This is a genomic window from Ensifer sp. ENS09 (assembly GCF_014852425.1).
In the GTDB taxonomy this organism is placed as follows: Bacteria; Pseudomonadota; Alphaproteobacteria; order Rhizobiales; family Rhizobiaceae; genus Ensifer.
Map to the genome: position 1 here is coordinate 165,231 of NZ_JACVBP010000007.1, position 25,230 is coordinate 190,460.

A 25,230-nucleotide genomic window follows, 5' to 3' on the forward strand; every position below is an offset into this window, starting at 1 on the left:
GACCCGGCAGCGCTTCCCCAGACAGCCCACTCACTCGAGAGGCGGTAAAGCCTAAGCCGGAGGCTTTCAATGGAAGTTGCGCCCCTTCGGCATCACCTCAGCCACCTCGGCTGTCGCCCGATCCGGATTGCTGGAATTACTGCCGGAGTGGCGGGCCATCGGTAGGCGCTGGTCGCCTTGCGCCCGTTTCATGCGCGCGTCACCGGTCGGTCTCAGCGCTTCGTCGGCACGCTCGCTTGCGCCGAACCGCCGCGCCTCCTTGCGCAACAGCCCGAGCATCGGCGTGATGTCCTCGATATGTTCGGCGACCACATGAATGACGCTGCTTTCGCGCTGCAGCCGGCCGCGGATCTTCACGAGACGCGCGCCCATGACCACCGGCCGATAGGTCGCAAACACCTTCGGCCAGACGATCGCATTGGCAACACCGGTCTCGTCCTCGATCGTCATGAAGATGACGCCCTTGGCCGAACCCGGGCGCTGGCGGACGAGCACCAGCCCGGCAACGGTCACCCGCCGCCCGACCGGGGCGGTCGCAAGCATGCGGCTCTGCACGATCCCCTGTGCGGCAAGTGTATCTCTGAGGAAGGAAACCGGATGCGCCTTCAGTGAGAAGGAGAGATAGCGGTAGTCGTTGATCACCTGCTCACCCGCCAGCATCTCCGGCAGGAGCATCGCCGGCTCGGGCCGCAACTCCTCTCTCGCAGCCCCCTCGAAAAGCGGCAGCCGCTCGGCAGCGCTTTTTTCGTCGAGCGCCTTCACCGCCCAGAGCGCCTTGCGACGATCGAGCCCGATCGAGCGGAAGGCATCCGCGTCGGCAAGCCTTTCGAGCGCGGAACGGGAGAGGCCGGAGCGCAGCCAGAGATCGCGCACCGTTGCGTAACCGGCGCCCCGGTTGGCGACGAGCTTATCCTCGATCTCCTCCTGCTTCAGCCCTTTGATCGAGCCGAAGCCGAGACGCATCGCTTTCGTCGTCCTGATCACATCCTGCATCTCGCGATGCCGCGGTTCGATGGCGTTGCGATCCAGGCCCCCATCTTCGAGATCGGCATCCCAGACCGAATGGTTGATATCGACAGGCCGCGCCCGCACCCCATGCTCTCTGGCATCGCGTATCAATTGCGCCGGCGCGTAAAAGCCCATCGGCTGCGAGTTCAGAAGCGCCGCGCAGAAGACATCCGGATAATAGGTCTTCAGCCACGACGAGACATAGACGAGCAGCGCGAAGGACGCGGCGTGGCTTTCGGGAAAACCGTATTCGCCAAAACCTTCGATCTGCTTGAAGCAACGCTCGGCGAAGTCCCTGTCATAACCGTTCGTGACCATGCCCTCGATCATCTTCTCGTGGAAGGTATGGATGGTCCCGGTGCGCTTGAAGGTCGCCATCGCACGCCGTAACCGGTCGGCCTCGCTGGGTGAGAAGCCAGCGGCAGTGATGGCGATCTGCATTGCCTGCTCCTGAAAGAGCGGCACGCCAAGCGTTCGCTCCAGAACGAGCTCCAGTTCCTTGCTCGGGTATTCGATGGGAATGCCGAGTGCGTGCTGCTCCCGCCGTTTCAGATAGGGATGCACCATGTTGCCCTGGATCGGTCCGGGTCGGACGATCGCCACCTCGATGACGAGGTCATAGAATTTCTTCGGCTTCAGCCGCGGCAACATGCTCATCTGTGCCCGGCTCTCGATCTGGAAGACGCCGATCGTATCGGCCCGGCAGATCATGTCGTAGACGGCGTCCTGATGATCCTTGAAGAGCTGATGCAGGTTCTTCTGCTCATTGTAATGCCGGTCGAGCAGGTCAAAGGCCCGGGCGATGCAGGTCAGCATGCCGAGCGCCAGAACGTCGATCTTCAGGATCTTCAGCGTGTCGAGGTCGTCCTTGTCCCACTCGATCATGAAGCGGTCGGGCATCGCCGTATTCATGATCGGCACCACCTCGTCGAGCCGATCGCGGGTCATGACAAAGCCGCCGACATGCTGGGAGAGATGGCGCGGGAAGCTCATCAGCTCGGTGGCGTAATCGAGCACCTTCACGGTCGTCGGGTCCTTCGTATCGAGACCGGCGGCCTGCGCCTCGCGCTCCGAGAGATCGGCGGCCGACCAGCCCCAGACCGACCCGGCAAGCGCCGACTGCACGTCTTCCGAGAACCCGAAAGCCTTGGCGGTCTCGCGGCCGGCGGAACGCGCCCGGTAGCTGGTGACGGCGGCCGTCAGCCCCGCATGTTCTTTGCCGTAAGTGCGGTAGATGTGCTGGATCACCTCTTCCCGCTTCTCGTGCTCGAAATCGACGTCGATATCCGGCGGCTCGTCCCGTTCGGTCGAGAGGAAACGATCGAAGAGCAGGGTGGTCGAAAGCGGATCGACTTCGGTGATCCTCAGACAGTAGCAGACGGTGGAATTGGCCGCCGAGCCGCGACCCTGGCACAGGATCTCGGCACCGCGCGCAAACTGCATGATATTTCGCACCGTCAGGAAGTAGGGCTCGTAACGCTTGCTGGCGATCAATTCGAGCTCGTACTCGATCTGCGTCGAAATCTTCTTGGGGATCTCACCGGGATACCGCTCGCGCGCGCCTTCCATGGTCAGCCGCCGCAAGGTCTGCGTCGGTGTTTCACCCGGAATACTCTCATCCGGATATTGATATTCGAGATCCGACAGCGAGAACTTCAGGCGTCCAAAGAAATGCCCGGTATTGGCGATCGCTTCCGGATAGTCGCGAAAAATGCGCGCCATTTCGGCGGGCGTCTTCAGATGCCGCTCGGCATTGGCATGCAGCCGATAGCCGGCCGAGGCGATCGTCACATGCTCGCGGATGGCGGTGACGACATCGGCAAGCGGCCGTCGATCGGCGGCATGGAACAGAGGACTGTTGGTGGCGACGAGCTTGACGGACGCATGGCGGGCAATGGTCGCGAGCCCGGCAAAGGCAAGCTGGTCGAAGCCGTCATAACGCGGCACCAGCGCCAGATAGAGCCGGTCGCCAAAATGCGGTTTCAGCCGCTTGAGGAAATCGGCAAGCAGGGTTGCCTCCGGCGCACCGATGACGGGACCCGGCAGCACCGCGAGAAGCAAATCCTCGCCCCATTCGATGAGATCGGTCTCGTAGAGCGTGCAGGTACCCTTCTTGGCGCGCAGGTTTCCGGCACTCAGCATCCGGCAGAGATTGCCCCAGCCGCGGCGGTTTAGGGGGTAGGCGAGCACGTCGGGCAGGTCTTCGGCAAAGGAGAGCCGCGCACCCGGCTGGAAGGCCGACTTCTCCACCTTGGCCTGCGCATGGGCGCGCACCACGCCGGCGACCGTGTTGCGATCGGCAATGCCAAGGCCGCCAATACCGAGGCGGCTCGCCGCAACCACCATCTCACCCGGATGGGAGGCACCTTCGAGGAAGGAGAAATTCGACCAGGCGCCGATCTCGAAATAGGGGGCAACGTCGCTCATGCGAAGACTCCATGCATGAACCAGCGTGGCGGGGCGCTGGCGCCATAATGACCCTCGCGAAACAGCCAGAACCGCCGGCCGCTATCGTCCTCCACCCGGAAATAGTCGCGCTCCAGCGCCGGCTCGCCGTCGAGCCACCATTCGCCGGCGATCCGCTCCGGCCCCTCGGCCCGCGCGATGCGGTGCAGCGTGCGCCGCCAGCGAAAGCTTCTCGGCGGCCCCTCCGGCACCTCGGCAACCGCCTCAACCGGCTCGGGACTTGGGAAGAGCCGCTGCGGCCGGGCGGCGGCGGCAAGCAGGGGCGCCGGAATGTTTTGCGCCGGTTCCTCAGCCTTGCCGATCACCGCCAAGTCCGTGAGCGGCCGGAAGCTTGCCGCCCGCTCCGGCACATGGCTTTCCGAGAGCGCCGGCACCATGAGGCTTTCTGCGCCGAACCGCGCCATGACCCGGTCGGCGAAGGCGGCAAGCGGACGCGCGCGATCCGGCGTGCCGGAGAAATCCTCCTGCATCACCTCGTATTTTTCGCTCTTCGGCACCGAAAGCCGGAGGATTTCAAAGCCGAAGCCGGCATCGAGATCGTCGTGCACCGCCTGCAAGCGCTCGCGGAATAGACCGGCGACACGCCGCGGATCGTTGAGCGGCGAGGAGGTACCGGCGGCGATGCGGAAGACCGCACCGTCGACGCGGAAAAGCAGAAGCTCGAACAGGCGTCCGCCCTCGCCGCGCTTCTCCAGCTCCGGTTTCAGCCGCAGTGCCAGTTCTTCCGCCAGGCCCAATATATCGTCTTCACCCTGGACCGGCTCGCCGAGACGCCGCTCTGCCGAAAGGGCTGCGACCGGCAATCGTGGCGACAGCGGCTCGTCCTCGCGCCCGAGCGCCTGATCGAGACGCAGAAGCAGGGTTGCGCCGAACCGGCGGGCAAGCGGCGCCCGCGGCGCCTCGATGAGGTCGCCGATCTGCTTGAGCCCGACCCGGCCAAGTGTTTCGATCGTTTCCCGCGGCAGCCGGAGTGCTGCCATCGGCAACGGCGCCAGCGCCCGCGCCGCCTCATCCTCGGCAAGGATAGCGTCGGAGCCGAAACGCGCCACCGCCCAGGAGAGCCCGGCGGACGAGGAGATCGCCGCCCGGGCCTCGACGCCCAGATGGAAAAGGCGAGCAAGCAGATCGTCGAGCAGCGCCTTTTCCCCGCCGAGAAGATGGGCGCAGCCGGTGATGTCGAGAAAGAGGCCGCTGTCGCCATCAAGCGCGACGAGCGGGGTGTAACGGCTGCACCAGTCCGCCAGCCCTGCAAGCAGCGCCCGATCGGCGGCGGAATCGGCCGGCAGCACGTCGATCTCGGGACACATGGCCCGCGCTTCGGCGACACCCTGGCCGATGTGAAACCCACGCCTTTCAGCAAAACCATCGAGCGCGACAAGACGCATCGCGCTCTTCACCTTGTCGGCGAAGACGACGGGCGGATGCTCAGGACGCCCGCGGGAAAGCCACGAGTTCCCCCAGCGCTTGCGCGCGACCCGATCGGCCGGAAGATGCGGAAAGGCGAGCGACAGAATGCGCTGGTTGTGGATCTGCCGCAGCAGCGGCTGATAGGGGCTCGACGGGGTAAAGGCGGCGGTCATGGGGGTTCCACTCCAGGAAGAAGCCGAGCGGCGCAGGAGCCCTGCTCTTCTCGGCAATGACGTGAAAGACGGGATGGCCGATGCTGCCGCGAAGCATCGATCCATCCGGTAGCGGTCGCTCGCGCGCCGGCGCCGGCTCGACGAGGAAGCGGAAGAAGGCGCTGCTCGCCTCCTCGTGTCCGGATTGGCGCAAAAGCAGAAGGGGGACGTGGCCGGCGCGCGAGCGCACATGCAGGCGCCGGCTCTCGCTGAGTGCCAGGGCAGCCGGGTTGCCGCGAATTTCGAGAATGACGGCGCAGAAGCTCGGGACGGAAAGTGCAGCCTCGGCGATCCAGAGCGCGTCCTTTATCGTGCGCGGCAGGCTGAAGACGAGGCCGCGGACATCGAGACCAAAGGCCTTCAGACCCAGGCCATAGGGCATGCCCGCCTCGTTGGAAGCCATCGACTGGCTGATCCAGAGAACGGGGGCGGCCGGCTCTCCCTTCTCAAGCCGCGCCCGTTGGCAGAGCACGCCAAGTGCTGCGGCAAAACCGGCGGCAGCACCCGCATCGCGCGTCTCGGCATTGCGGATTTCCGTCATGCCTTCAAGCGGCAGACCGCCTTCGAGAAGATCGTCCAGATCGGGAACGCCGAGCGCCAGCGACTTGCGGCCTGGTTCGTCTTCTTCCCGTTGACGGAAGCCGCCGGGATCGGCCGCCTTGGCGGTGCGCACGACGCCCGGAAGCCGACGGTTTTCGATCCTGGCTATGGTTTCTCGGAGCGAAAGTACCGTCTCCCGCTGCACGGCTGTGTCGGCCATGACGGTCAACTCCCATCAGTATGTTCATGTTATGTTCTATTAGATTCCAGAGCTTCCTAAATGAGTCAACAGCCAATTCTAAGAATTTATTCCTGTCCCTGTGGTCAAGGAATTCAACACTCGAAAAACAAAGGCAAAATCGCTATATGGAGGGCAACAAGGAGTGCCTATGGCCCGCATTGACCAGACCGATGATTGGCGGGAACGCCACGCACCGACGCTTACCACTTTCGAGCAACTTGCGCTGGAGGCCTATGGCCACCTGCCGCAGGAATTCCGCCAGCTGACGACCGACCTTGTCATCGAAGTTGCCGACTTCCCGAGCGACGACGTTTTCGAGGACATGGCGCTGGAAACGCCTTTCGACCTGCTCGGCCTCTTCGAAGGCAGCGGCATCAGCGAACGCTTCACCATGGAAACCGGCCAGTTTCCGAACCGCATCACCCTCTATCGCCGCCCGATCATCGACTACTGGGCGGAGAACGAGGAGACGCTCGGCGACATCATCACCCACGTTCTGATCCACGAGATCGGCCACCATTTCGGCCTTTCCGACGACGACATGGAACGGATCGAGGCCAGCGTCGAGCACGTCGGCGGCTGACGCTTCATTTGCCTATCATCGCGGTGAGGGCTGCCCCCATCCGCCTGCAGGCACTTTGATCCTCGCAGGCGGGGCGAAGGAAACGCGCGGCACCCGCTCGCATTCATACCCAATTCCAGAAACGGGCTTCACGCGCCGACTATTCGCGATGACCAAGCGTCCGTCGCGTCCCCTCTCCCTGCCCTCGGGGAGAGGGTTAGTTCTCGGGTTAAACCCGAGGAGAGGGCTAAACTGCCTACTGTTCCGACAGCTTGATATCCGGGGTGTAATCCTTGCCCTCGACCTCTTTGACCACCGCCTGGCCGCACTGCATGTGCTGCGTATCGGCATTGAAGGCATAGGTGGGCGAGCCGTGCAGGCTCCAGCCCTGGTTCAGCGCCGCCGTCACCTTGTGGCAGAAGGTGGCGTCGTCGGGACCGGTCAGGAAGCGGTAGAGTTTCAAGATCTTGTCTTTCGTTGTTCGATGAGGTCCGCCTTGGCGGCAAGCTTTACGGCCTGGTCGAGATGCAGCCGCTCGACCATGCGTCCGTTGAGATTGATGACGCCCTTGCCGGCATTTTCCGAGAGCGCAAAGGCGGCGATGATCGCGCGGGCCTCGTCGACGGCGATCTGCTCGACGCCGAAGCGCTCGTTCGCCGGGCCGATCTGCGCCGGATGGATCAGCATCTTGCCGTCATAGCCCATGTCGCGGCCCTGCCGGCATTCCTCGTCGAAGGTGGCAGCATCGCGAAAATCGTTGAACACGGCGTCGATGACATCGAGCCCGCCGCCACGCGCGGCAAGCAGGATCTGCATCAGCCAGGGGATGAGATAGGGCCGGCCCGGACGATCCGGAACGCCGGTCTCCTTGCGCAGGTCGTTGAGGCCGACGACGAAACAATCGAGCCTGCCGCTGAAGGTGCGGCCGGCCTCGGCGACAAGAGGCGCGTTGATCACTCCGCGCGGCGTCTCGATCATCGCCCAGAGGCGCAGCGTTTCCGGCGCATCGTTCTCGTCGAGCCAGTCGGCTGCCGCCTGGATATCCGCCGGGCTTTCGACCTTCGGCAACAGAATGGCGTCGGGATTGGCCACAAGCGCTGCAGCAAGATCGCCCTGACCATAGTCCGAGCCGATCGCATTGATGCGGATGACGATCTCGCAATCCGGCCGGCTTGTCGTCAGATACTGCACCAGCGCCGCACGCGCTTCCACCTTGCGCTCGGGCGCAACCGCATCCTCGAGATCGAAGATCGCAGCATCCGTCACAAGTTCCGCGACCTTGGCAAGCGCGCGGGCATTGTCGGCCGGCACGCAAAGCACCGAGCGGCGCAGGCGTACCGGGTGATGTTCGCTCGATTTGTTCATGCTTCAGTTGTGCCCGCCTTTGCCGCGTTCCGCAAGACGAGGCGAACCGCCGCACCCCTTTCGAGGGCCCGCCTCTTGCAAGTCCGAAGGCGAGCCCCCACATCGCCATCAGAAAGGTGACGATTATGCAAAGCATTCGCTCTGTTCTCTTTACGGCCGCAGCCCTGACCATCACGTTCGCGGCCTTTGTGCTTACCGCCTCGTTGGCGCTGGCCCTTGCCGGCATCGCGGCCGTCGTCGTGGTCGGCAGCGCCATTGCCACCCGGCTGAACTTCAGGCCAGCCCGCGCCACCGTGCGCCCGGCTGCCGCAGGTCCCGCCCAGGGCCAGCGCGAGATGCGCATCTGGAACGACGGTCGCGGCACGATCATCGACCTCTAATTCCCTGCGGTCGGAATCGATCTCCAGCGATCTTGGTACCCCGCAATCGGGCCGATCGACGATCGGCTCGAACCCTGTTTGCGTCCCTTGAAAACCGTCGTTCAGCCGGCTGCGATTTTTTTTCGACCCCATGTCGGATCGACCATTCCATGTCCGTCCTTGAGGCAGGCCAGCACGGTCCTGGCTCTTCGAACAGGATGGAGAACGATATGGATACCCAGACGCAGCAGCCGGCACCGGTCCTCAACGGCCTTCTGCCCTATCTTCAGGTCGATGGCGCCACCAAGGCCTCCGAATTCTACCAGCGCGCCTTTGGCGGCAAGGAAGTGGGCCGGCATCCGCTCGACGAGCAGGGCCGGACGATGCACATCCACCTCTACATCAACGGCAGCTCGCTGATGCTGGCCGATGCCTATCCGGAATACGGCCATCCCTTGGAAAAGCCGCAGGCCTTCACCCTGACGCTCACCGTCGAGGATATCGATGCCTGGTGGGACCGTGCGGTTGCCGCCGGCGCCGAGGTGGTGATGCCGATCGAGGTGATGTTCTGGGGCGACCGCTACGGCCAGCTCCGCGATCCTTTCGGCGTTCTCTGGGCCATGAACAGCCCGGTGAAGGCAGGCTAAGTCCCTGCAGACAATCGAAATCCGGACGAAGCTCTCGCCGGGCGGGCATTTTCACCCGCCCGGCGAAGCGTATTTGAACAGATTTTCCTTCATTTCGGCGCAAAACTCATCTAAACGCTAGCGCAACATTCTTCTGAAATCGAAGGCCTGAAGTTATGGAAAAATTCGTCAAGCTCACCGGTGTCGCCGCCCCCCTCCCCGTCGTCAACATCGACACGGACATGATCATTCCGAAGGATTACCTGAAGACGATCAAGCGCACCGGCCTTGGCAAGGGCCTCTTCGCCGAAGCCCGCTACAACGAAGACGGCTCGGTCAACCCGGATTTCGTCCTCAACAAGCCGGCCTACCAGAACGCAAGCATCCTCGTTGCCGGCGACAACTTCGGCTGTGGCTCCTCTCGCGAGCATGCTCCGTGGGCGCTGCTCGACTTCGGCATCCGCTGCGTGATCTCCACGTCCTTTGCCGACATCTTCTACAACAACTGTTTCAAGAACGGCATTCTGCCGATCGTCGTCAGCCAGGCTGACCTCGACAAGCTGATGGACGACGCCTCGCGCGGCTCCAACGCCATCCTCTCGATCGACCTGGAATCCCAGGAAATCACCGGCCCGGACGGCGGCTCGGTCAAGTTCGAGGTCGATGCCTTCAAGCGTCACTGCCTGCTGAACGGCCTCGACGACATCGGCCTGACGCTGGAAAAGGCAACCGCCATCGACAACTTCGAAAAGACGGTCGGCGCTTCGCGTCCCTGGGCTTAAAGCGAGAAGCATGGCGCGCAAGCTCATCTCCTCGGGTTCACCCTTCGAAAAGACGGCAGGCTATTCGCGTGCCGTCGCGATGGGCGACTGGTGCTTCGTCTCCGGCACGACCGGCTATGACTACGCCACCATGACCATGCCCGAGACGGTGGAGGAGCAGGCGCGCAATTGCCTGAAGACGATCGAGGGCGCGCTGAAGGAAGCGGGCTTCTCGATGAAGGATGTGGTGCGCAACCACTACTACGTCACCGATGCCAGCTTCGCCGACCGGGTGTTCCCGATCTTCGGCGAAGTCTTCGGCGAGATCCGCCCGGCCGCAACGATGATCGTCTGCGACCTGATCCGCCCGGAAATGCTGATCGAGATCGAAGTCACCGCCCTTCGCGGCTGACCGCTTGATCACGCCTGCCCTCAAAACGATTCCGATTTAAGCCATTATGCGATAGTCCATAGGGCATGACTTCGCCTGACTTACGCTGAACCGGAAGACGCCCATGCAATTTCAAGGCACCGCCGACTATATCGCCGACAAGGACCTGATGATCGCCGTCAACGCCGCGATCCGATTGGAGCGGCCACTGTTGGTCAAGGGCGAGCCCGGCACCGGCAAGACCGAGCTTGCCCGCCAGATCGCCGCAGCCCTTGGCCTCGAACTGATCGAATGGAGCGTCAAGTCGACGACCAAGGCGCAGCAGGGCCTTTACGAATATGACGCCGTGTCGCGGCTTCGCGACAGCCAGCTCGGCGACGAGCGCGTCAACGAGGTCCGCAACTACATCCGCAAGGGCAAGCTCTGGCAGGCCTTCGAGGCGGACCGCCGCGTGGTGCTTCTGATCGACGAGATCGACAAGGCCGACATCGAGTTTCCGAACGACCTGCTGCAGGAACTCGACCGCATGGAATTCCATGTCTACGAGACCGGCGAGATGATCGGCGCCCGTCACCGGCCGATCGTCATCATCACGTCCAACAACGAGAAGGAGCTGCCGGACGCATTTTTGCGCCGCTGCTTCTTTCACTATATCCGCTTCCCCGACGCGGACACGCTCGCCCGCATCGTCGAGGTGCATTATCCCGGCATCCGCAAGACGCTGCTGTCCGCAGCGCTCGCCGCCTTCTACGACATCCGCCAGGTGCCGGGCCTCAAGAAGAAACCCTCCACGTCCGAGGCGCTCGACTGGATCCGCCTGCTCGTCGCCGACGAGGTCGATCCGGCCGACCTCAGGGCCGACGCCAAGACCATGCTGCCGAAGCTGCATGGTGCGCTCTTGAAGAACGAGCAGGACGTGCACCTCTTCGAGCGCCTCGCCTTCATGGCCCGCCGCGACCAATGACGCCCGACGCCCATAAGGTGCTGATCTATGGCACCTGGCAGGACCGGCTGCTGGTCTTCGACGAACCGGACTTTCCCGAGATCGAGCTGCAGGTGCCGGGCGGCACGATGGAGCCGGGCGAAAGCCCGCAGACATCGGCCTTGCGGGAGTTCGTCGAGGAGACAGGGCTGACGCCGTCGCAGACACTCACACATCTCGTCACGCAGGACTACCACTACCCGAAGGACGGCAGGACGATCTGCCATCGGCGGCACTACTTTCACGTCGCGCTCGCCGGCGAGCAACGGCAGACCTGGATACATCAGGAAATGACGCCTTTTGGCGGCGGCGAGCCGATCCGCTTCCGCTTCTTCTGGCTCGGCCTCGATGAGGCTGAGCGCCGGCTCGGTTATGGCATGCGGGATGCTCTAAGCCTGCTGCGAACTGTTGAGTGGTAGACGCCAACTGGGAGCAGCAAGGCGCCTCCTCCCCGTCAAAACGGCGAGAAGGTCGCGGCAGCGGGATGAGGGACCACGACACCCCGAATCGTTTTTCTTGACCCCCGCGGCCCACTCGCGCTATCAAATTCCCTGTGGTGATTTGGCCGGCCGGCTTGCAGCCACGTTAAACAAGTCGCTAAAGGGCCGAGGAAAGTTGGATTTCCGAGGACCGGTCGCGATCAATCGCCGCCGGTTTTTTTGTATTGATCGAGTGGAAGCCCATGCCCATCAAGATTCCCGATACGCTGCCCGCCTTCGAAACCCTCGTGCATGAGGGCGTGCGGGTGATGACCGAGACCGTGGCGATCCGTCAGGATATCCGCCCGCTCCAGATCGGGCTCCTGAACCTCATGCCGAACAAGATCAAGACGGAGATCCAGATGGCGCGCCTGATCGGCGCCTCGCCGCTGCAGGTGGAATTGTCACTGGTGCGCATCGGCGCTCACCGGGCCAAGAACACCTCGGAAGATCACCTGCTCTCCTTCTACGAGACCTGGGAAGAAGTGCAGGGCCGCAAGTTCGACGGCTTCATAATCACCGGCGCGCCGGTCGAGACGCTCGAATACGAGGACGTCACCTATTGGGACGAACTGAAGCGCATCCTCGACTGGACCGAGACCAACGTGCATTCGACGCTCAACGTCTGCTGGGGCGCGATGGCGGCGATCTATCACTTCCACAACGTGCCGAAGTATCCGCTGAAGGAAAAGGCCTTCGGCGTCTACCGCCACCAGAACCTCAATCGTTCCTCCGTCTACCTCAACGGCTTCTCCGACGATTTCGCCGTCCCGGTCTCGCGCTGGACCGAGGTCCGCCGCGCCGACATCGACAAGGTGCCGAGCCTCGAAATCCTGATGGAATCGAAGGAGATGGGCGTCTGCCTGGTGCACGAGAAGAAGGGCAACCGGCTCTACATGTTCAACCACGTGGAGTATGATTCGACCTCGCTGTCGGACGAATACTTCCGCGACGTGGATGCGGGCGTGCCGATCAAGATGCCGCACGACTACTTCCCGCACAACGATTCGACCCTGCCGCCGCAGAATCGCTGGCGCAGTCATGCGCATCTCTTCTTCGGCAACTGGATCAACGAGATGTACCAGACGACGCCGTATGATGTCGCGGAGATCGGCGCCGGGAAAAGCTGAGGTCAGATGTTCATTCCCTTCTTCCTCGAACTCAAGGCGGCGAAGGTCCCGGTCACGCTCCGGGAATTCCTGTCCTTGATCGAGGGGATGGAGGCGGGCATCGCCACCTTCGACGTCGAGGCCTTCTACTATCTGGCGCGCACGGCACTGGTGAAGGACGAGCGCCATATCGACCGCTTCGACCGGGTGTTCCAGCATTGCTTTTCCGGTCTTGAAGCCGTCAACCCGATGGAGGCGGGCGAAGAGGCCGTCATCCCCGAGGACTGGCTGCGCAAGCTCGCAGAGAAGCATCTGAGCGAGGAAGAAAAACGCCTGATCGAGGCGCTCGGTGGCTTCGACAAGCTGATGGAGACCTTGCGCCAGCGGCTGCAGGAACAAAAGGGCCGGCACCAGGGCGGCTCGAAATGGATCGGCACCGCCGGCACCTCGCCTTTCGGCGCCTATGGATACAACCCCGAGGGTGTGCGGATCGGCCAGGACCAGTCGCGCCACCGCCGCGCCGTCAAGGTCTGGGACCGGCGCGAGTTCAAGGATTACGACGACACGGTCGAACTCGGCACGCGCAACATCAAGGTGGCGCTAAAACGCCTCCGGCGCTGGGTGCGCCAGGGTGCTGCCGACGAGCTTGATCTCGGTGGCACGATCCGCGCCACCGCCGAACACGGCTATCTCGACGTGGTGACAAGGCCCGAGCGTCGCAATGCCGTGAAGCTCCTGATGTTCTTCGACATCGGCGGCTCGATGGACGATCATATCCGCATCGTCGAAGAACTGTTTTCAGCGGCTCGCAGCGAGTTCCGCCACATGGAGCATTTCTACTTCCACAATTGCGTCTACGAGGGCCTGTGGAAGGACAATCGCCGCCGGCGCGTTGACATCACCCGGACGACCGAAGTGCTGCGCACCTATGGCGGCGACTACCGCGCGATCTTCGTCGGCGACGCCTCGATGAGCCCTTATGAGATCAGCCACCCCGGCGGCTCGGTCGAGCATTGGAACGACGAGGCAGGCGCCCTCTGGCTCTCGCGTCTGACGGCGCATTTTCCGCGCTCGATCTGGATCAACCCCGTGCCCGAACAGCACTGGAGTTACACCCAGTCGATCGGCATGGTGAAGAGCCTGTTCGAGGGGCGGATGTTTCCTTTGACGCTCGCTGGCCTTCAGGATGCGACCAAGCAGCTGTCGCGTTGAACGCGCCACGAAAATCTTGAGCGCCGTGTGCCTTTGAACAGACGCCAGGGTCGCCGTAGCGCTTTGAATGGCTTGCATGTTTTCGTGCCGGCAGCGGAGACGATTTAACGGCACGTGCAGTGAGAATTCCAGTTGCCGCGCTCTTTGAAATGACGCAGGTTGCTGCGATCGCGAAGAGGGGAGTAAGCGGTGAACATGCATCAGAACACGGAAATCTTCGGCCACCTGCCATCCGGCGAGCCGGTCCATCGTGTGGTGCTTTCCGGTGGCGGCCTCACCGCGCATGTGCTCACCTGGGGTTCGGTGATCCAGGACCTGCGCCTGGAAGGCCACGAGCCGCCGCTGGTGCTCGGCTTCACCGATCTCGAAAGCTATCTCGCCCATTCGCCCTATCTCGGCGCTACGCCCGGCCGCTGCGCCAATCGCATCGGCAACGGCCGCTTCACGCTCGATGGCGAGGCCTACCAGCTCGAATTGAACGAGAAGGGCGTCACGCATCTGCACGGTGGCAGCGACAATATCGGCAAGCGCAACTGGACGATCGTTCGGCACACGCCCGACAGCGTCACGCTCGCCATTACCGACCCGGATGGTCGCGCCGGCTATCCCGGCAATTGCAAGGTTACCTGCACCTACCAGCTGAAGCCCGGCGGTGTCCTGAGCGTCGTCTACGAGAGCGAAACCGACCGAGCGACGCTCGCCAATGTCTGCCAGCACAGCTATTTCAATCTCGACGGCAGCGCCGACGCCCTCGGCCACGACATCATGATCGCCGCCGACCACTATCTGCCGACCACCGAACGCCAGGTGCCGACGGGTGCGATCCTTGCCGTCGAAGGCACCGCCTTCGATCTCAGGGAGATGACGCGGCTCAGCCGCCAGACCGAAGGCGAGCGCGTCGCCTACGATCATAATTTCTGCCTTTCGAACGAACGCATGGTGAAACATTCGGTGGCGCTTGCCCGCAGCATCGATTCGGGCGTCACGATGGAAGTGCTGACGACCGAGCCCGGCGTGCAGCTCTATACCGGCGCAAAGCTGAACATCCCCGTCCCCGGCCTCGAAGGCCGCCGCTACGGCGCCTTTGCCGGCTTCTGCCTGGAAACACAGATCTGGCCGGACGCGATCAACCATGCCGGCTTCCCGAACGCCGTGCTGCGCCCGGGCGAGACCCGCCGGCAGGAAACGGACTACGTGTTCATGAAGAGCTGAGCGCGGAAGCGCCAGCCGGCTTCACCAACAAAGGCAAAACGCAAAGGAGCCGTCTCGGCGGTCCGAACCACATGGTGCGGACTCGCACTAACGGCGCATGCAATGCCTGACGGCAAATGCCGTTTCATTCCAGAAATGGCTGTGAAATGAAGTGGTTGGGAGAAATTGGAGCGGGTGAGGCGATTCGAACGCCCGACCCCAACCTTGGCAAGGTTGTGCTCTACCCCTGAGCTACACCCGCTCATCATCCAAGGTCCGGGGGTAGTCGGTGGACCGTGGCGTCGGCGCTGTCTTGCGGCGACGGGCGGTATATGGCCTAAGCGATTTTGGAATGCAACAGGGAAATGACGAGAAATCGAATATTTTTTGGGAGACCCCCCGCAAAGCCCGGAAATGCCGCGTTTTTGGCTGGCCTCGCCGCCTGTGAGATTGCGTCCTGACGGGCTTCTCCCCTAAAGCTGAGACGAAACGAGTGCCCAAGGGATGAGAATCATGCGTGAATCACAGCCGAAAACCGCCGAAGACCTCTTCAATTTTCTCGATGGACTTGGAATCGAGCATAAGACGAAGACCCACGCACCGGTTTTCACCGTGGCTGAATCGGTGGCGCTTCGCGACGAGATGCCCGGCGGCCACACGAAGAACCTCTTCGTGAAGGACAAGAAGGACAACTATTTCCTGCTGACCGTCGAGGAGCACGCGACGGTGGACCTGAAGACCGTGCACCAGGTGATCGGCGCGGCCAGCAAGGTGTCCTTCGGCAAGCCGGAGAAGCTGATGGAATATCTCGGCGTCATTCCGGGTGCGGTGACCGCCTTCGGCGCGATCAACGACACCGGGGGCAACGTCAAGGTCATCCTCGACGAGGCGCTGATGACGTTCGATATCGTCAACTGCCACCCGCTTTCCAATGACGCGACGACCGCGATCGCTTCGAAGGATCTTCTGCGCTTCATGGAAGCGACCGGACACGAACCGCTTGTCTTGAAAGTCACGGCCTGACATACGATCTTTGGCGCGAATGCAGTAAGCTGGCGGACGAGCCGGCGAGGAGAGAAGAATGACGGGCAGCGACAATCCCTATGCAGGGTCTTTCGGCACTCAGATGACGGCCTCGGCCTCCTTCGGCCAGCCGGCGCCGGCGGCCGCGTCGAGCGGCGACCTGATCAAGGAAACCACCACTGCCAACTTCACCAAGGACGTGCTCGAAGCCTCCAGGCAGCAGCCGGTTCTCGTCGATTTCTGGGCGCCCTGGTGCGGTCCCTGCAAGCAGCTGACCCCCGTCATCGAAAAGGTGGTCACGGAAGCCGCAGGCCGCGTCAAGCTCGTCAAGATGAACATCGACGATCATCCTTCGATCGCCGGCCAGCTCGGCATCCAGTCGATCCCCGCCGTCATCGCCTTCGTCGGCGGCCGCCCGGTCGACGGCTTCATGGGCGCGGTACCGGAAAGCCAGATCAAGCAGTTCATCGAAAAGATCGCCGGCCCCGCCGTTGACGACAGCAAGGCCGAGATCGAAGCGGTTCTCGCCGACGCCAAGGCGCTGATCGATGCCGGCGATGCCGAGAACGCCGCCGGCCTCTATGGCGCCGTGCTGCAGGCCGATCCCGAAAACGTCGTCGCGATCGCCGGCATGGTCGATTGCATGATCGCGCTCGGGCAGCTCGCCGAGGCCCGCGAGGCGCTGTCCAGCCTGCCGGAAGATCTTGCCAAGGACGCCGGCATTGCCGCCCTCGGCAAGAAGCTCGACCAGATCGAGGAAGCCCGCAAGCTCGGCGATCCCAACGAGTTCGAACGGCGCCTCGCCGCAAACCCCGATGATCACGAGGCGCGCGTGCTGCTCGCCAAGATCCGCAACGTCGAGGGCGACCGGATGGCTGCGGCCGACCATCTGCTCACGATCATGAAGCGCGACCGGGCTTACGACGACGACGGCGCGCGTCGCGAGCTGCTTTCCTTCTTCGAAGTCTGGGGCCCGAAGGATCCGGCAACGATCGCTGCCCGGCGCAAGCTCTCGTCGATCCTGTTCTCCTGAACCGGCAGGCATGTTTTTTTTGAAAGGGGCGCGTCGGCGCCCCTTTTCGTAAGCGGATCCGATCACGATCCATCTTCACCTGTGAAGATCGACAGGCTCCTCCCTTGAGATTTTCAAGCAGCGCACCATCTTTTGATCTGGTTGACCGCGCTTCCTTGGCGGGGCAAAGCGAATACCGGCAGGGTCTATCGGAAATGCACGTCGGAAATGCACGCTATCTCGGTCCGAAGGACTTGCCGGAGATCATTCCGGTGTTTCCGTTGACCGGTGCCTTGCTGCTTCCCGGCGCCCAGCTTCCCCTCAACATCTTCGAGCCGCGCTATCTCGCCATGCTCGACGACGCGCTTTCCGGCAACCGGCTGATCGGCATCGTGCAACCGTCCTTCTGTGAAGGTCGCAACGACACCGCCACCGGCCCGATGCAGGCGCTCTGCGAGGTTGGCTGCATCGGCCGCATCACTTCCTTTGCCGAGACCGGCGACGGCCGCTACATCACCTCGCTCACGGGCGTGTGCCGCTACCGGCTGTTTTCGGAAGTCGGCGGCACCCGCGGCTACCGCCGCTTCCGCATCGGCCCCTTTGCCGCCGATCTCGAAAATCGCGACGACGAGACCCTCGTCGATCGAGCGGCGCTGCTGGCCGCCTTCAAGGCCTATCTCGAAGCCAACAAGCTGAAAGCCGACTGGGAAAGCGTCGAGCGCGCGAGCAACCGCACGCTGGTCAACTCCATGGCGATGATGTCGCCCTATGGCCCGGCGGAGAAACAGGCGCTGCTCGAGGCCCCCGATCTCAAGACCCGTGCCGAAACCCTGATCGCCATCACCGAGATCGTGCTCGCGCGCGACTTCGGCGATATGGACAGCATTTTGCAGTGAGCGACGGACAATGGATATCAATGCCAGCAAGGTCGACCCGAAACTGCTCGAACTGCTCGTCTGCCCGCTGACCAAGGGCCGTCTCAGCTATCATGCGGAAGCCGGCGAGCTCATCTCGGAAAAGGCCCGCCTCGCCTATCCGATCCGCGACGGCGTGCCGATCATGCTGATCTCGGAAGCCCGCAAGATCGAGGATTGAGGGCCGAGTCGGCCCCTCGAACGTCACGTTTTCAGCTGCCCCTCATCCGGCCTGCCGGCCACTCCCCGCTTGCAGGGAGAGGGCCAGTCCTCAGGTTAAACCCGAGGACAGGGTCAAACTCCAAACCACACGAGCCTAGATCGGCTGGCCGGACAGCAGCCGCGGATCCGCGTCTCCGGCAATGCCGGCCGCCTGGCGGATAAAGAAGCTTTTCAGCGAAGGCATGCGATCGACGAGGCCAAGGCCGAAATCGCGGGCGATCCTGACCGGAGTGATGTCGTTGGAAAACAGCCGGTTGAGCACGTCGGTCGTCACACCCATGCGGAACGTGTCGAAGCGCCGCCAGCTCTGGTAGCGCTCAAGCACCGCAAGCGAGCCGATGTCGAGCCCGAGACGATCCGCCTCGACGATGGTCTCGGCCAACGCTGCCACATCCTTGAAGCCGAGATTGAGCCCCTGCCCCGAGATCGGGTGGATGCCATGGGCCGCGTCGCCGGCAAGTGCGAAGCGCGGCTTGACGAAATCACGGGCAAGCGTCAGCCCGAGCGGGAATGCCCGCCTGCCGCCGACCACCTTCAGGTGGCCGAGCTTGTGGCCGAAGCGGCGCTCCAGTTCTTCCTCGAACAGGAAATCGTCGCCCTTGACCAGGCGTTCGGCATCCTCGGTGCGCTCGGTCCAGACGAGCGACGAGCGGTTGTTCTTGAGCGGCAGGGTCGCAAACGGCCCGGCCGGCAGAAAATGCTCCTCCGCCGTGCCCTCGTGCGGCCGCTCGTGCTCGACGGTCGTGACGATGCCGGACTGGCCATAATCGAACTCGACGGTCTTGATGCCTGCGGCATCGCGCAGCTTCGAGCGCACGCCGTCGCAAGCGACCAGAAGACGGGCCTGCAGCTCTTCCCCTCCGGCAAGCGTCACGGCCACCGCATGGTCGCCGCTCTTGAAGCTCTCGACCATGGTCGACTGGCGATTGACGACGCCGAGCGCCTCGCAAGCGCGGCGCAGTGCGCCGACCATCGCCGTGTTCGGCACCATATGGGCGAAGGGACGACCCTCGCCGCCGTCGCCGTCGAAGGTCAGGAACACGGGGCGCACCGGATCGGCCGCCTTCGAATCGGTGATCACCATGCGGCGGATCGGCTCGGCCTCCGGCGCGATCTCATCCCAGACGCCGAGCACGTCGAGCATGCGCTCGGCCGCGGACGCAACGGCGGAAGCGCGCTGGTCCTTTTTCCAGGCATCTTCCGGCGCGCCGTCGATCACCATCACGTCGAGATGCGGCGCCGCCTTCTTCAAGGACACCGCGAGCGAAAGGCCGACATAGCCGCCACCGGCAATCAAGACATCGAGCATCGGCTTTCTCCGTCGCACTTGAGCATCGTTTTATGTCTATATAGATCAATGCCATCGACGTTCCTACCATCGGAGAAAGCCGAAATGTCGCGCCCCACCGAGACCGCCACCCCCATGGATGCGCTGCTGGCCATTCTCGATCTCGAAAAACTCGAGGAAAATCTGTTCCGGGGCTTGAGCCCACAGGTCGGCTGGCAGCGGGTCTTCGGCGGCCAGGTGATCGGCCAGGCGCTGGTTGCCGCCCAGCGCACCGTGGATGCGGACCGCTTCGTCCACTCGCTGCACGCCTATTTCATGCGGCCAGGCGACCCTTCGGTGCCGATCATCTACGAGGTCGACCGCATCCGCGACGGTACGAGCTTCGCCACCCGCCGGGTCGTCGCCATCCAGCATGGCAAGGCGATCTTCTCGATGTCCGCCTCCTTCCAGTACGACGAGGACGGCTTCGACCACCAGATCGACATGCCTGATCTCGCCATGCCCGAGACGCTGCCGGGCGAGCAGGAGCTGAAGGAAAAGTTCCTCGTGCATGCGCCCGAGGCGATCCGTCGCTACTGGGAACGGCCACGGCCGATCGAGATCCGCCCGGCTTCGTTTCACCATTATTTCACCCGCGACGACGGCAAACCGATCCAGGATGTCTGGGTCAAGGCGGTGGGCACCGTTCCGGACGAGCGCCATATCCAGGCGGCGATCCTTGCCTATCTCTCCGACATGACGCTGCTCGACACCTCGCTCTACGCGCACGGCACGTCGGTCTTCGACCGCAACCTGCAGGTCGCAAGCCTCGACCATGCCATGTGGTTCCACCGCCCCTGCAAGATGGACGACTGGCTGCTCTATACCCAGGACAGTCCGAGTGCACATGGTGCCCGCGGGATGACCAGAGGCAGCCTTTTTACGCGTTCCGGCGTACTGATCGCCTCCGTCGCGCAGGAAGGGCTGATCCGGAAAAAGGCATCTGAATAGGAAATAAGCAGAAGTTTCATTCTGCCTATTTTTTAATCTTCTAAAGTGCCGATTTTTTGATGCGCCGCAGCATTCGTGCTGCGGCTTTCTTTTTTTCTATTTTTTTTCATACACTTAAGACAGACATCCGAATCTGGCACGCCCCTTGAATGTCATGGTTCGGTTGCACGGCGCTTGGGGCGCTCCGCAGCAAGGAGAGACGGCCTCCGCCGGAGGCGAACAAGGATGAAACCAGATGAAAATTGTGATGGCCATTATCAAGCCGTTCAAGCTCGATGAGGTTCGCGAAGCCCTCACTGCTGTCGGCATCCAGGGCCTGACCGTGACCGAAGTCAAAGGCTACGGCCGCCAGAAGGGACATACCGAAATCTACCGCGGCACCGAATATGCCGTGAGCTTCCTGCCGAAACTGAAGGTCGAGATCGCCGTCCCTTCGGAGCTCGTCGACAAGGCCGTTGAAGCGATCGCCGTAGCCGCCAAGACCGGCCAGATCGGCGACGGCAAGATCTTCGTCTACGCCATTGACCATGCCGTGCGCATCCGCACCGGCGAAACCGATTCAGAAGCGTTGTAAATCACGCCGTTCAGGGAGCACTTCTCGATGTCATCCAGCAAACTTACCACCTCTCTTGGACGCCTCGGCGCACTCGGCGCCGCCTTGCTTGCGCCGGCCATCGCCTTCGCACAGGAAGCAGCTCCGGCTGCAGCCGCCGCAGCGCCGGTCCCGGACAAGGCCGATACCGCCTTCATGTTCTTCTCGACGCTTCTCGTCTTCTTCATGCTGATCCCCGGCCTCGCACTCTTCTACGGCGGCCTCGTGCGCGCCAAGAACATGCTGTCGGTGCTGATGCAGTGCACCGTGATCGGCGCGGCGATGATGATCGTCTGGGTCGTCTACGGCTACTCCTTCGCCTTCGGCGGCTCGACCAGCCCCTATTTCGGCGGCTTCGCCAAGATGTTCCTTGCCGGCGTCACCGGTGAGAGCACGGCGGCAACCTTCTCGGAAGGCGTCGTCATTCCGGAATACATCTTCATGCTGTTCCAGATGACCTTCGCGGCGCTGACGCCGGCGCTCATCGTCGGCGCGTTTGCCGAACGCATCAAGTTCTCGGCCGCAGTGCTCTTCTCCATCCTCTGGGCCACCTTCGTCTACTTCCCGATCGCCCACATGGTCTGGGACAGCAACGGCCTGCTCTTCGGCATGGGCGCGCTCGATTTTGCCGGCGGCACCGTCGTTCACATCAATGCCGGCGTTGCGGGCCTGATCGGCGCGATCATGGTCGGCAAGCGCACCGGCTACGGCCGTGACATGATGGCACCGCACTCGATGACGCTGACGCTGGTCGGTGCTGCCATGCTTTGGTTCGGCTGGTTCGGCTTCAACGCCGGCTCGAACCTCGAAGCCTCGGGCGGCGCGGTTCTCGCAACCGTCAACACCTTCCTTGCAACCGCAGCCGCAGTCCTCTCCTGGTCAGTGGTCGAAACCATCACCCGCGGCAAGGCCTCCATGCTGGGTGCAGCCTCGGGCATGATCGCCGGCCTCGTCGCCATCACGCCGGCCGCCGGCATTGCCGGCCCGATGGGCGCGATCGTCATGGGCGTGCTCGTCTCGCCGCTTTGCTACTTCTTCGTCTCGGTCGTGAAGAACAAGTTCCACTACGACGACACCGCAGACGTCTTCGGCGTCCACGGCGTCGGCGGCTTCTTCGGTGCGCTTGCGACCGGCATCTTCGCCTCCTCGTCGCTCGGCGGCATCGGTTATGCCGACGGCGTCACCATGGGTGGCCAGTTCATGACCCAGCTGACCGCGGTTGCCATCACCATCGTCTGGTGCGGCGCCGTCTCGGTCATCCTCTACAAGCTGGTGGACTCGATCGTCGGCCTGCGCGTCTCCGTCGAAGCCGAACGCGAGGGCCTCGACCTCTCGTCGCACGGCGAAGCCGCCTACCACAGCTAAGCGGATCGCGGCGCCGGCAGTCCGGCGCCGTCTACAGTCCCGTCGCGATCCGCCCCACGCGGATCGCTCTTGGCCCGGATCGGAAGCTCCGGGCCTTTTTCGTGCCGATCGGTCCGGCTGCGACTGCTATTTTAGCGCCAACTACGCATGGTTAATGTCGCATTAACCGTACACCGCTTAGGTTGATTCCATGGCGCGCAATGCGCCGTGAAGATCGAGACGGGCAGCAGGCAACATGAGCAGAAGCAATCCGGCAGCGCTTGACAGCCGTTCCAACCGGTTCGTGCTAACCACCTTCGTTTGGCGACAGATCGCGTCGCTGGCGGGCTTTGCGCTGTTCGGCGCATTGGCGCTGGCCGTCGCTGCGCTCTCAACGTGGAATGTCGCCGATCCAAGCTTCTCCTACGCCACGTCACAAGCGCCGACCAATGTGCTCGGTTACACCGGCGCTGCCTTTGCCGACATCTTCATGCAGTTCTTCGGGCTGGCCAGCGTCGTGGCCCTCCTGCCGGCCGTCGCCTGGGCCCTGGTGCTGATCGGCGGCAAGCGTTTCGACAAGGTCTTCAAGCGCCTCGGTCTCTGGTTCGTCGGTTCCGTGCTTGCCGGCGCAGCACTCAGCTGCGTTCCCGCCCCCATCACCTGGCCGCTGCCCAACGGCCTCGGCGGCGTCTTCGGCGACATGATCCTGCGGTTCCCGGCGCTCTTTACCGGTGCCTTCCCGACCGGCACGCTTGCGACCATTCTTGCCTGTATCTTCGCCGTTCCCGCCGCCTGGTGCCTGGTCTATAGCGCCGGCCTGATCGGCGTCAGCGACGAGGAGGAGGAAGAGGAAATCGCCGAGCCGACGCCGAGCAAGGCGCGCACCGTGCGCGACGAACTGGACGAGGACGACAGCGAAGGCCCCTTCACCCTGCTGATGGGCTCCTTTGCCCATATGCGCTACACCATGCACGCGCGCATGCGCCGCATCTTCGGCATGAGCGGCACCCGCGCCACACCCAAGCGCCAGTACGACGAGCCCTATGATTTCAACAACGACGAGTTCGGCACGCTGAACGAGCCCGCCCGGCCGAAGCCGATGGCCGCCGGCGACCGCATCGAGCCCTCGCTCGACCGCTCCGAGCGCCGCATCCTCACCCCGCCGCCGATCATGGCCGACGACGAGGATGACGACATGCCCTTCGACATCGACGAGCGCCGCCCCGCCGGCATTCTGCCCGACGACGAAGACTACGATCCGGCTGCCGACTGGGCGCCGAAGGCGGCGCCGCCGAAGCAGGGCCTGCCCAAGGGCGGCTCGCGCGTCGTCACGCCGGGTCCCCGCCCGAAGACCGGCCAGCGGATCGAACGCGAAGCCCAGCGCTCCTTCGTCGAAGACAACGACGGCGACTTCACACTGCCGCCGATGCATTTCCTCGCCGAGCCGAAGAATGTCAGCCGCGACGCCTCGCTCTCGCCCGATGCGCTGGAACAGAACGCCCGCATGCTCGAAGGCGTGCTTGAAGACTTCGGCGTCAAGGGCGAGATCATCCACGTTCGCCCCGGCCCGGTCGTTACACTCTACGAACTGGAACCGGCGCCCGGCATCAAGTCCTCCCGCGTCATTGGCCTTGCCGACGATATCGCCCGCTCGATGAGCGCGATCGCGGCCCGCGTCGCCGTCGTTCCCGGCCGCAATGCCATCGGCATCGAACTGCCGAACCAGAGGCGCGAAACCGTCTATCTGCGCGAACTCATCGGCTCGCGCGACTTCGAAACCTCCAAGGCCCGCCTTGCCATGGCGCTCGGCAAGACGATCGGCGGCGAGCCCGTCGTTGCCGATCTCGCCAAGATGCCGCATCTGCTCGTCGCCGGTACCACCGGCTCCGGCAAATCGGTCGCGATCAACACCATGATCCTGTCGCTGCTCTATCGGCTGAGCCCCGATCAGTGCCGCCTGATCATGATCGACCCGAAGATGCTCGAACTCTCCGTCTATGACGGCATCCCGCACCTGCTTTCGCCTGTCGTGACCGACCCCAAGAAGGCGGTCGTCGCACTGAAGTGGACGGTGCGCGAGATGGAAGAGCGCTACAAGAAGATGTCGAAGATCGGCGTGCGCAACATCGACGGCTTCAACAGCCGCGTCGAGCAGGCGCTTGCCAAGGGCGAGCAGATCACCCGCACAGTGCAGACCGGCTTCGACCGCCAGACCGGCGAAGCCATGTACGAGACGGAAGAATTCGATCTGGCGCCGATGCCCTACATCGTCGTCATCATCGACGAAATGGCCGACCTGATGATGGTCGCCGGCAAGGACATCGAAGGCGCCGTGCAGCGGCTCGCGCAGATGGCCCGCGCCGCCGGCATCCACGTCATCATGGCGACCCAGCGCCCCTCGGTCGACGTCATCACCGGCACGATCAAGGCGAACTTCCCGACGCGCATCTCGTTCCAGGTCACCTCGAAGATCGACAGCCGTACTATCCTTGGCGAACAGGGCGCCGAACAGCTGCTCGGCATGGGCGACATGCTCTACATGGCCGGTGGCGGCCGCATCCAGCGCGTCCACGGCCCCTTCGTCTCCGACACCGAGGTCGAAGAGGTCGTCGCCTATCTGAAGACGCAAGGCGTGCCGCAATATCTCGATGCCATCACCGAGGATGACGACGAGGATGGCGAGGGCGGCGGCCCGGCCGGCACCTCCAATCTCGCCGATTCCGACGATCCCTACGACCAGGCGGTCGCCGTCGTTCTGCGCGACGGCAAGGCCTCCACGTCCTACGTGCAGCGTCGCCTCGGAATCGGTTACAATCGTGCCGCATCGCTGATCGAGCGCATGGAGCAGGAAGGCATCATCGGCCCGGCGAACCACGCCGGCAAGCGCGAGATCCTCGTTCCGACCGAAGAGTAAGCCACCGGACGGCAAGGCGA

Annotated in this window: 24 protein-coding genes, 1 tRNA gene and 1 riboswitch; of the genes, 18 read left to right on the plus strand and 7 right to left on the minus strand. The window is 63.3% G+C overall.

The window, feature by feature from the left end; genetic code table 11:
* Positions 1 to 66: 66 nt before the first annotated feature.
* Genes IB267_RS29630 through IB267_RS33555 form a run of 3 tightly spaced genes read right to left on the minus strand, consistent with a single transcriptional unit; the run spans position 67 to position 5,853 of the window.
* Positions 67 to 3,435 carry an error-prone DNA polymerase gene (locus tag IB267_RS29630; protein WP_192451004.1) on the minus strand — a complete coding sequence of 1,123 codons (3,369 nt, stop codon included), beginning with the start codon at positions 3,433 to 3,435 and terminating at the stop codon, positions 67 to 69.
* The gene (locus tag IB267_RS29635) at positions 3,432 to 5,015 is read right to left on the minus strand and encodes a DNA polymerase Y family protein (protein ID WP_246810895.1); all 1,584 of its coding nucleotides are present in this window, start codon (positions 5,013 to 5,015) and stop codon (positions 3,432 to 3,434) included. Before IB267_RS29635 ends, IB267_RS29630 begins: the two co-directional genes overlap by 4 nt.
* Entirely contained in the window at positions 4,900 to 5,853 is a 954-nt protein-coding gene (locus tag IB267_RS33555; protein WP_246764938.1) for an ImuA family protein, read from the minus strand. Before IB267_RS33555 ends, IB267_RS29635 begins: the two co-directional genes overlap by 116 nt.
* Before the next feature lie 169 nt (positions 5,854 to 6,022).
* On the opposite strand from IB267_RS33555, the gene IB267_RS29640 reads away from it, so the two are divergent.
* Positions 6,023 to 6,457, plus strand: a complete 435-nt coding sequence (locus tag IB267_RS29640) for a metallopeptidase family protein (RefSeq protein ID WP_043620007.1) — start codon at positions 6,023 to 6,025, stop codon at positions 6,455 to 6,457.
* Positions 6,458 to 6,692: 235 nt separating this feature from the next.
* Here IB267_RS29640 and IB267_RS29645 read toward each other — a convergent pair whose 3' ends face one another.
* Together IB267_RS29645 and IB267_RS29650 are read right to left on the minus strand one after the other, a co-directional pair.
* Positions 6,693 to 6,899, minus strand: coding sequence for a DUF1737 domain-containing protein (locus IB267_RS29645; protein WP_043620008.1), 207 nt, complete (start codon positions 6,897 to 6,899; stop codon positions 6,693 to 6,695).
* Positions 6,896 to 7,801 carry a CoA ester lyase gene (locus IB267_RS29650; RefSeq protein WP_192451006.1) on the minus strand — a complete coding sequence of 302 codons (906 nt, stop codon included), beginning with the start codon at positions 7,799 to 7,801 and terminating at the stop codon, positions 6,896 to 6,898. Before IB267_RS29650 ends, IB267_RS29645 begins: the two co-directional genes overlap by 4 nt.
* Positions 7,802 to 7,926: 125 nt before the next feature.
* On the opposite strand from IB267_RS29650, the gene IB267_RS29655 reads away from it, so the two are divergent.
* The 9 genes from IB267_RS29655 (at position 7,927) to IB267_RS29695 (ending at position 14,932) form a co-directional block, all read left to right on the plus strand.
* Complete coding sequence (locus IB267_RS29655; RefSeq protein WP_043620010.1) at positions 7,927 to 8,181, plus strand: hypothetical protein; 255 nt, start codon at positions 7,927 to 7,929, stop codon at positions 8,179 to 8,181.
* 209 nt (positions 8,182 to 8,390) lie between these two features.
* On the plus strand, positions 8,391 to 8,807 hold the full coding sequence (locus tag IB267_RS29660) for a glyoxalase/bleomycin resistance/extradiol dioxygenase family protein (protein ID WP_192451007.1): 417 nt from the start codon (positions 8,391 to 8,393) through the stop codon (positions 8,805 to 8,807).
* 155 nt (positions 8,808 to 8,962) lie between these two features.
* Positions 8,963 to 9,568, plus strand: coding sequence for a 3-isopropylmalate dehydratase small subunit (gene leuD / locus IB267_RS29665; protein ID WP_192451008.1), 606 nt, complete (start codon positions 8,963 to 8,965; stop codon positions 9,566 to 9,568).
* Between the two features lie 10 nt (positions 9,569 to 9,578).
* Positions 9,579 to 9,959: a RidA family protein gene (locus IB267_RS29670; protein WP_034802728.1), complete on the plus strand. Its 381-nt coding sequence runs from the start codon at positions 9,579 to 9,581 to the stop codon at positions 9,957 to 9,959.
* A gap of 103 nt (positions 9,960 to 10,062) precedes the next feature.
* Positions 10,063 to 10,902, plus strand: a complete 840-nt coding sequence (locus IB267_RS29675) for a MoxR family ATPase (protein ID WP_043620012.1) — start codon at positions 10,063 to 10,065, stop codon at positions 10,900 to 10,902.
* Positions 10,899 to 11,339, plus strand: coding sequence for an NUDIX domain-containing protein (locus IB267_RS29680; protein ID WP_192451009.1), 441 nt, complete (start codon positions 10,899 to 10,901; stop codon positions 11,337 to 11,339). The genes IB267_RS29675 and IB267_RS29680 overlap by 4 nt, the downstream gene beginning before the upstream one ends.
* Positions 11,340 to 11,463: 124 nt before the next feature.
* Positions 11,464 to 11,541: riboswitch (SAM riboswitch) on the plus strand.
* 61 nt (positions 11,542 to 11,602) lie between these two features.
* A complete protein-coding gene (metA, locus tag IB267_RS29685; RefSeq protein ID WP_192451010.1) occupies positions 11,603 to 12,529 on the plus strand; it encodes a homoserine O-succinyltransferase in 927 nt (308 codons plus the stop codon).
* Between the two features lie 6 nt (positions 12,530 to 12,535).
* Entirely contained in the window at positions 12,536 to 13,720 is a 1,185-nt protein-coding gene (locus tag IB267_RS29690) for a VWA domain-containing protein (RefSeq protein ID WP_192451011.1), read from the plus strand.
* Between the two features lie 195 nt (positions 13,721 to 13,915).
* The gene (locus IB267_RS29695; RefSeq protein WP_192451115.1) at positions 13,916 to 14,932 is read left to right on the plus strand and encodes an aldose epimerase family protein; all 1,017 of its coding nucleotides are present in this window, start codon (positions 13,916 to 13,918) and stop codon (positions 14,930 to 14,932) included.
* A gap of 166 nt (positions 14,933 to 15,098) precedes the next feature.
* Here IB267_RS29695 and IB267_RS29700 read toward each other — a convergent pair.
* Positions 15,099 to 15,173, minus strand: a tRNA-Gly gene (locus IB267_RS29700).
* Between the two features lie 251 nt (positions 15,174 to 15,424).
* Between IB267_RS29700 and IB267_RS29705 the strand changes: the two genes are divergently transcribed.
* From IB267_RS29705 to IB267_RS29720, 4 genes are all read left to right on the plus strand, one after another.
* Positions 15,425 to 15,934, plus strand: a complete 510-nt coding sequence (locus IB267_RS29705; RefSeq protein WP_082006222.1) for a prolyl-tRNA synthetase associated domain-containing protein — start codon at positions 15,425 to 15,427, stop codon at positions 15,932 to 15,934.
* A 58-nt stretch (positions 15,935 to 15,992) separates the two neighbouring features.
* Positions 15,993 to 16,967 carry a thioredoxin gene (trxA, locus tag IB267_RS29710; protein ID WP_192451012.1) on the plus strand — a complete coding sequence of 325 codons (975 nt, stop codon included), beginning with the start codon at positions 15,993 to 15,995 and terminating at the stop codon, positions 16,965 to 16,967.
* A 194-nt stretch (positions 16,968 to 17,161) separates the two neighbouring features.
* Complete coding sequence (locus tag IB267_RS29715) at positions 17,162 to 17,842, plus strand: LON peptidase substrate-binding domain-containing protein (RefSeq protein WP_034802753.1); 681 nt, start codon at positions 17,162 to 17,164, stop codon at positions 17,840 to 17,842.
* A 10-nt stretch (positions 17,843 to 17,852) separates the two neighbouring features.
* Complete coding sequence (locus IB267_RS29720; protein ID WP_192451013.1) at positions 17,853 to 18,041, plus strand: Trm112 family protein; 189 nt, start codon at positions 17,853 to 17,855, stop codon at positions 18,039 to 18,041.
* A gap of 135 nt (positions 18,042 to 18,176) precedes the next feature.
* Here the strand turns inward: IB267_RS29720 and IB267_RS29725 are convergent, their stop codons facing one another.
* Positions 18,177 to 19,391, minus strand: a complete 1,215-nt coding sequence (locus IB267_RS29725; RefSeq protein ID WP_192451014.1) for a ubiquinone biosynthesis hydroxylase — start codon at positions 19,389 to 19,391, stop codon at positions 18,177 to 18,179.
* 84 nt (positions 19,392 to 19,475) lie between these two features.
* Between IB267_RS29725 and tesB the strand changes: the two genes are divergently transcribed.
* The 4 genes from tesB to IB267_RS29745 all read left to right on the plus strand — a co-directional run bounded on the left by tesB (position 19,476) and on the right by IB267_RS29745 (position 25,210).
* The gene (tesB, locus tag IB267_RS29730; RefSeq protein ID WP_043624878.1) at positions 19,476 to 20,360 is read left to right on the plus strand and encodes an acyl-CoA thioesterase II; all 885 of its coding nucleotides are present in this window, start codon (positions 19,476 to 19,478) and stop codon (positions 20,358 to 20,360) included.
* Between the two features lie 235 nt (positions 20,361 to 20,595).
* Entirely contained in the window at positions 20,596 to 20,934 is a 339-nt protein-coding gene (locus IB267_RS29735) for a P-II family nitrogen regulator (protein ID WP_192451015.1), read from the plus strand.
* A 27-nt stretch (positions 20,935 to 20,961) separates the two neighbouring features.
* Positions 20,962 to 22,317, plus strand: a complete 1,356-nt coding sequence (locus IB267_RS29740; protein ID WP_192451016.1) for an ammonium transporter — start codon at positions 20,962 to 20,964, stop codon at positions 22,315 to 22,317.
* Between the two features lie 235 nt (positions 22,318 to 22,552).
* On the plus strand, positions 22,553 to 25,210 hold the full coding sequence (locus IB267_RS29745) for a DNA translocase FtsK (RefSeq protein ID WP_192451017.1): 2,658 nt from the start codon (positions 22,553 to 22,555) through the stop codon (positions 25,208 to 25,210).
* The last annotated feature ends 20 nt before the right edge of the window (positions 25,211 to 25,230 follow it).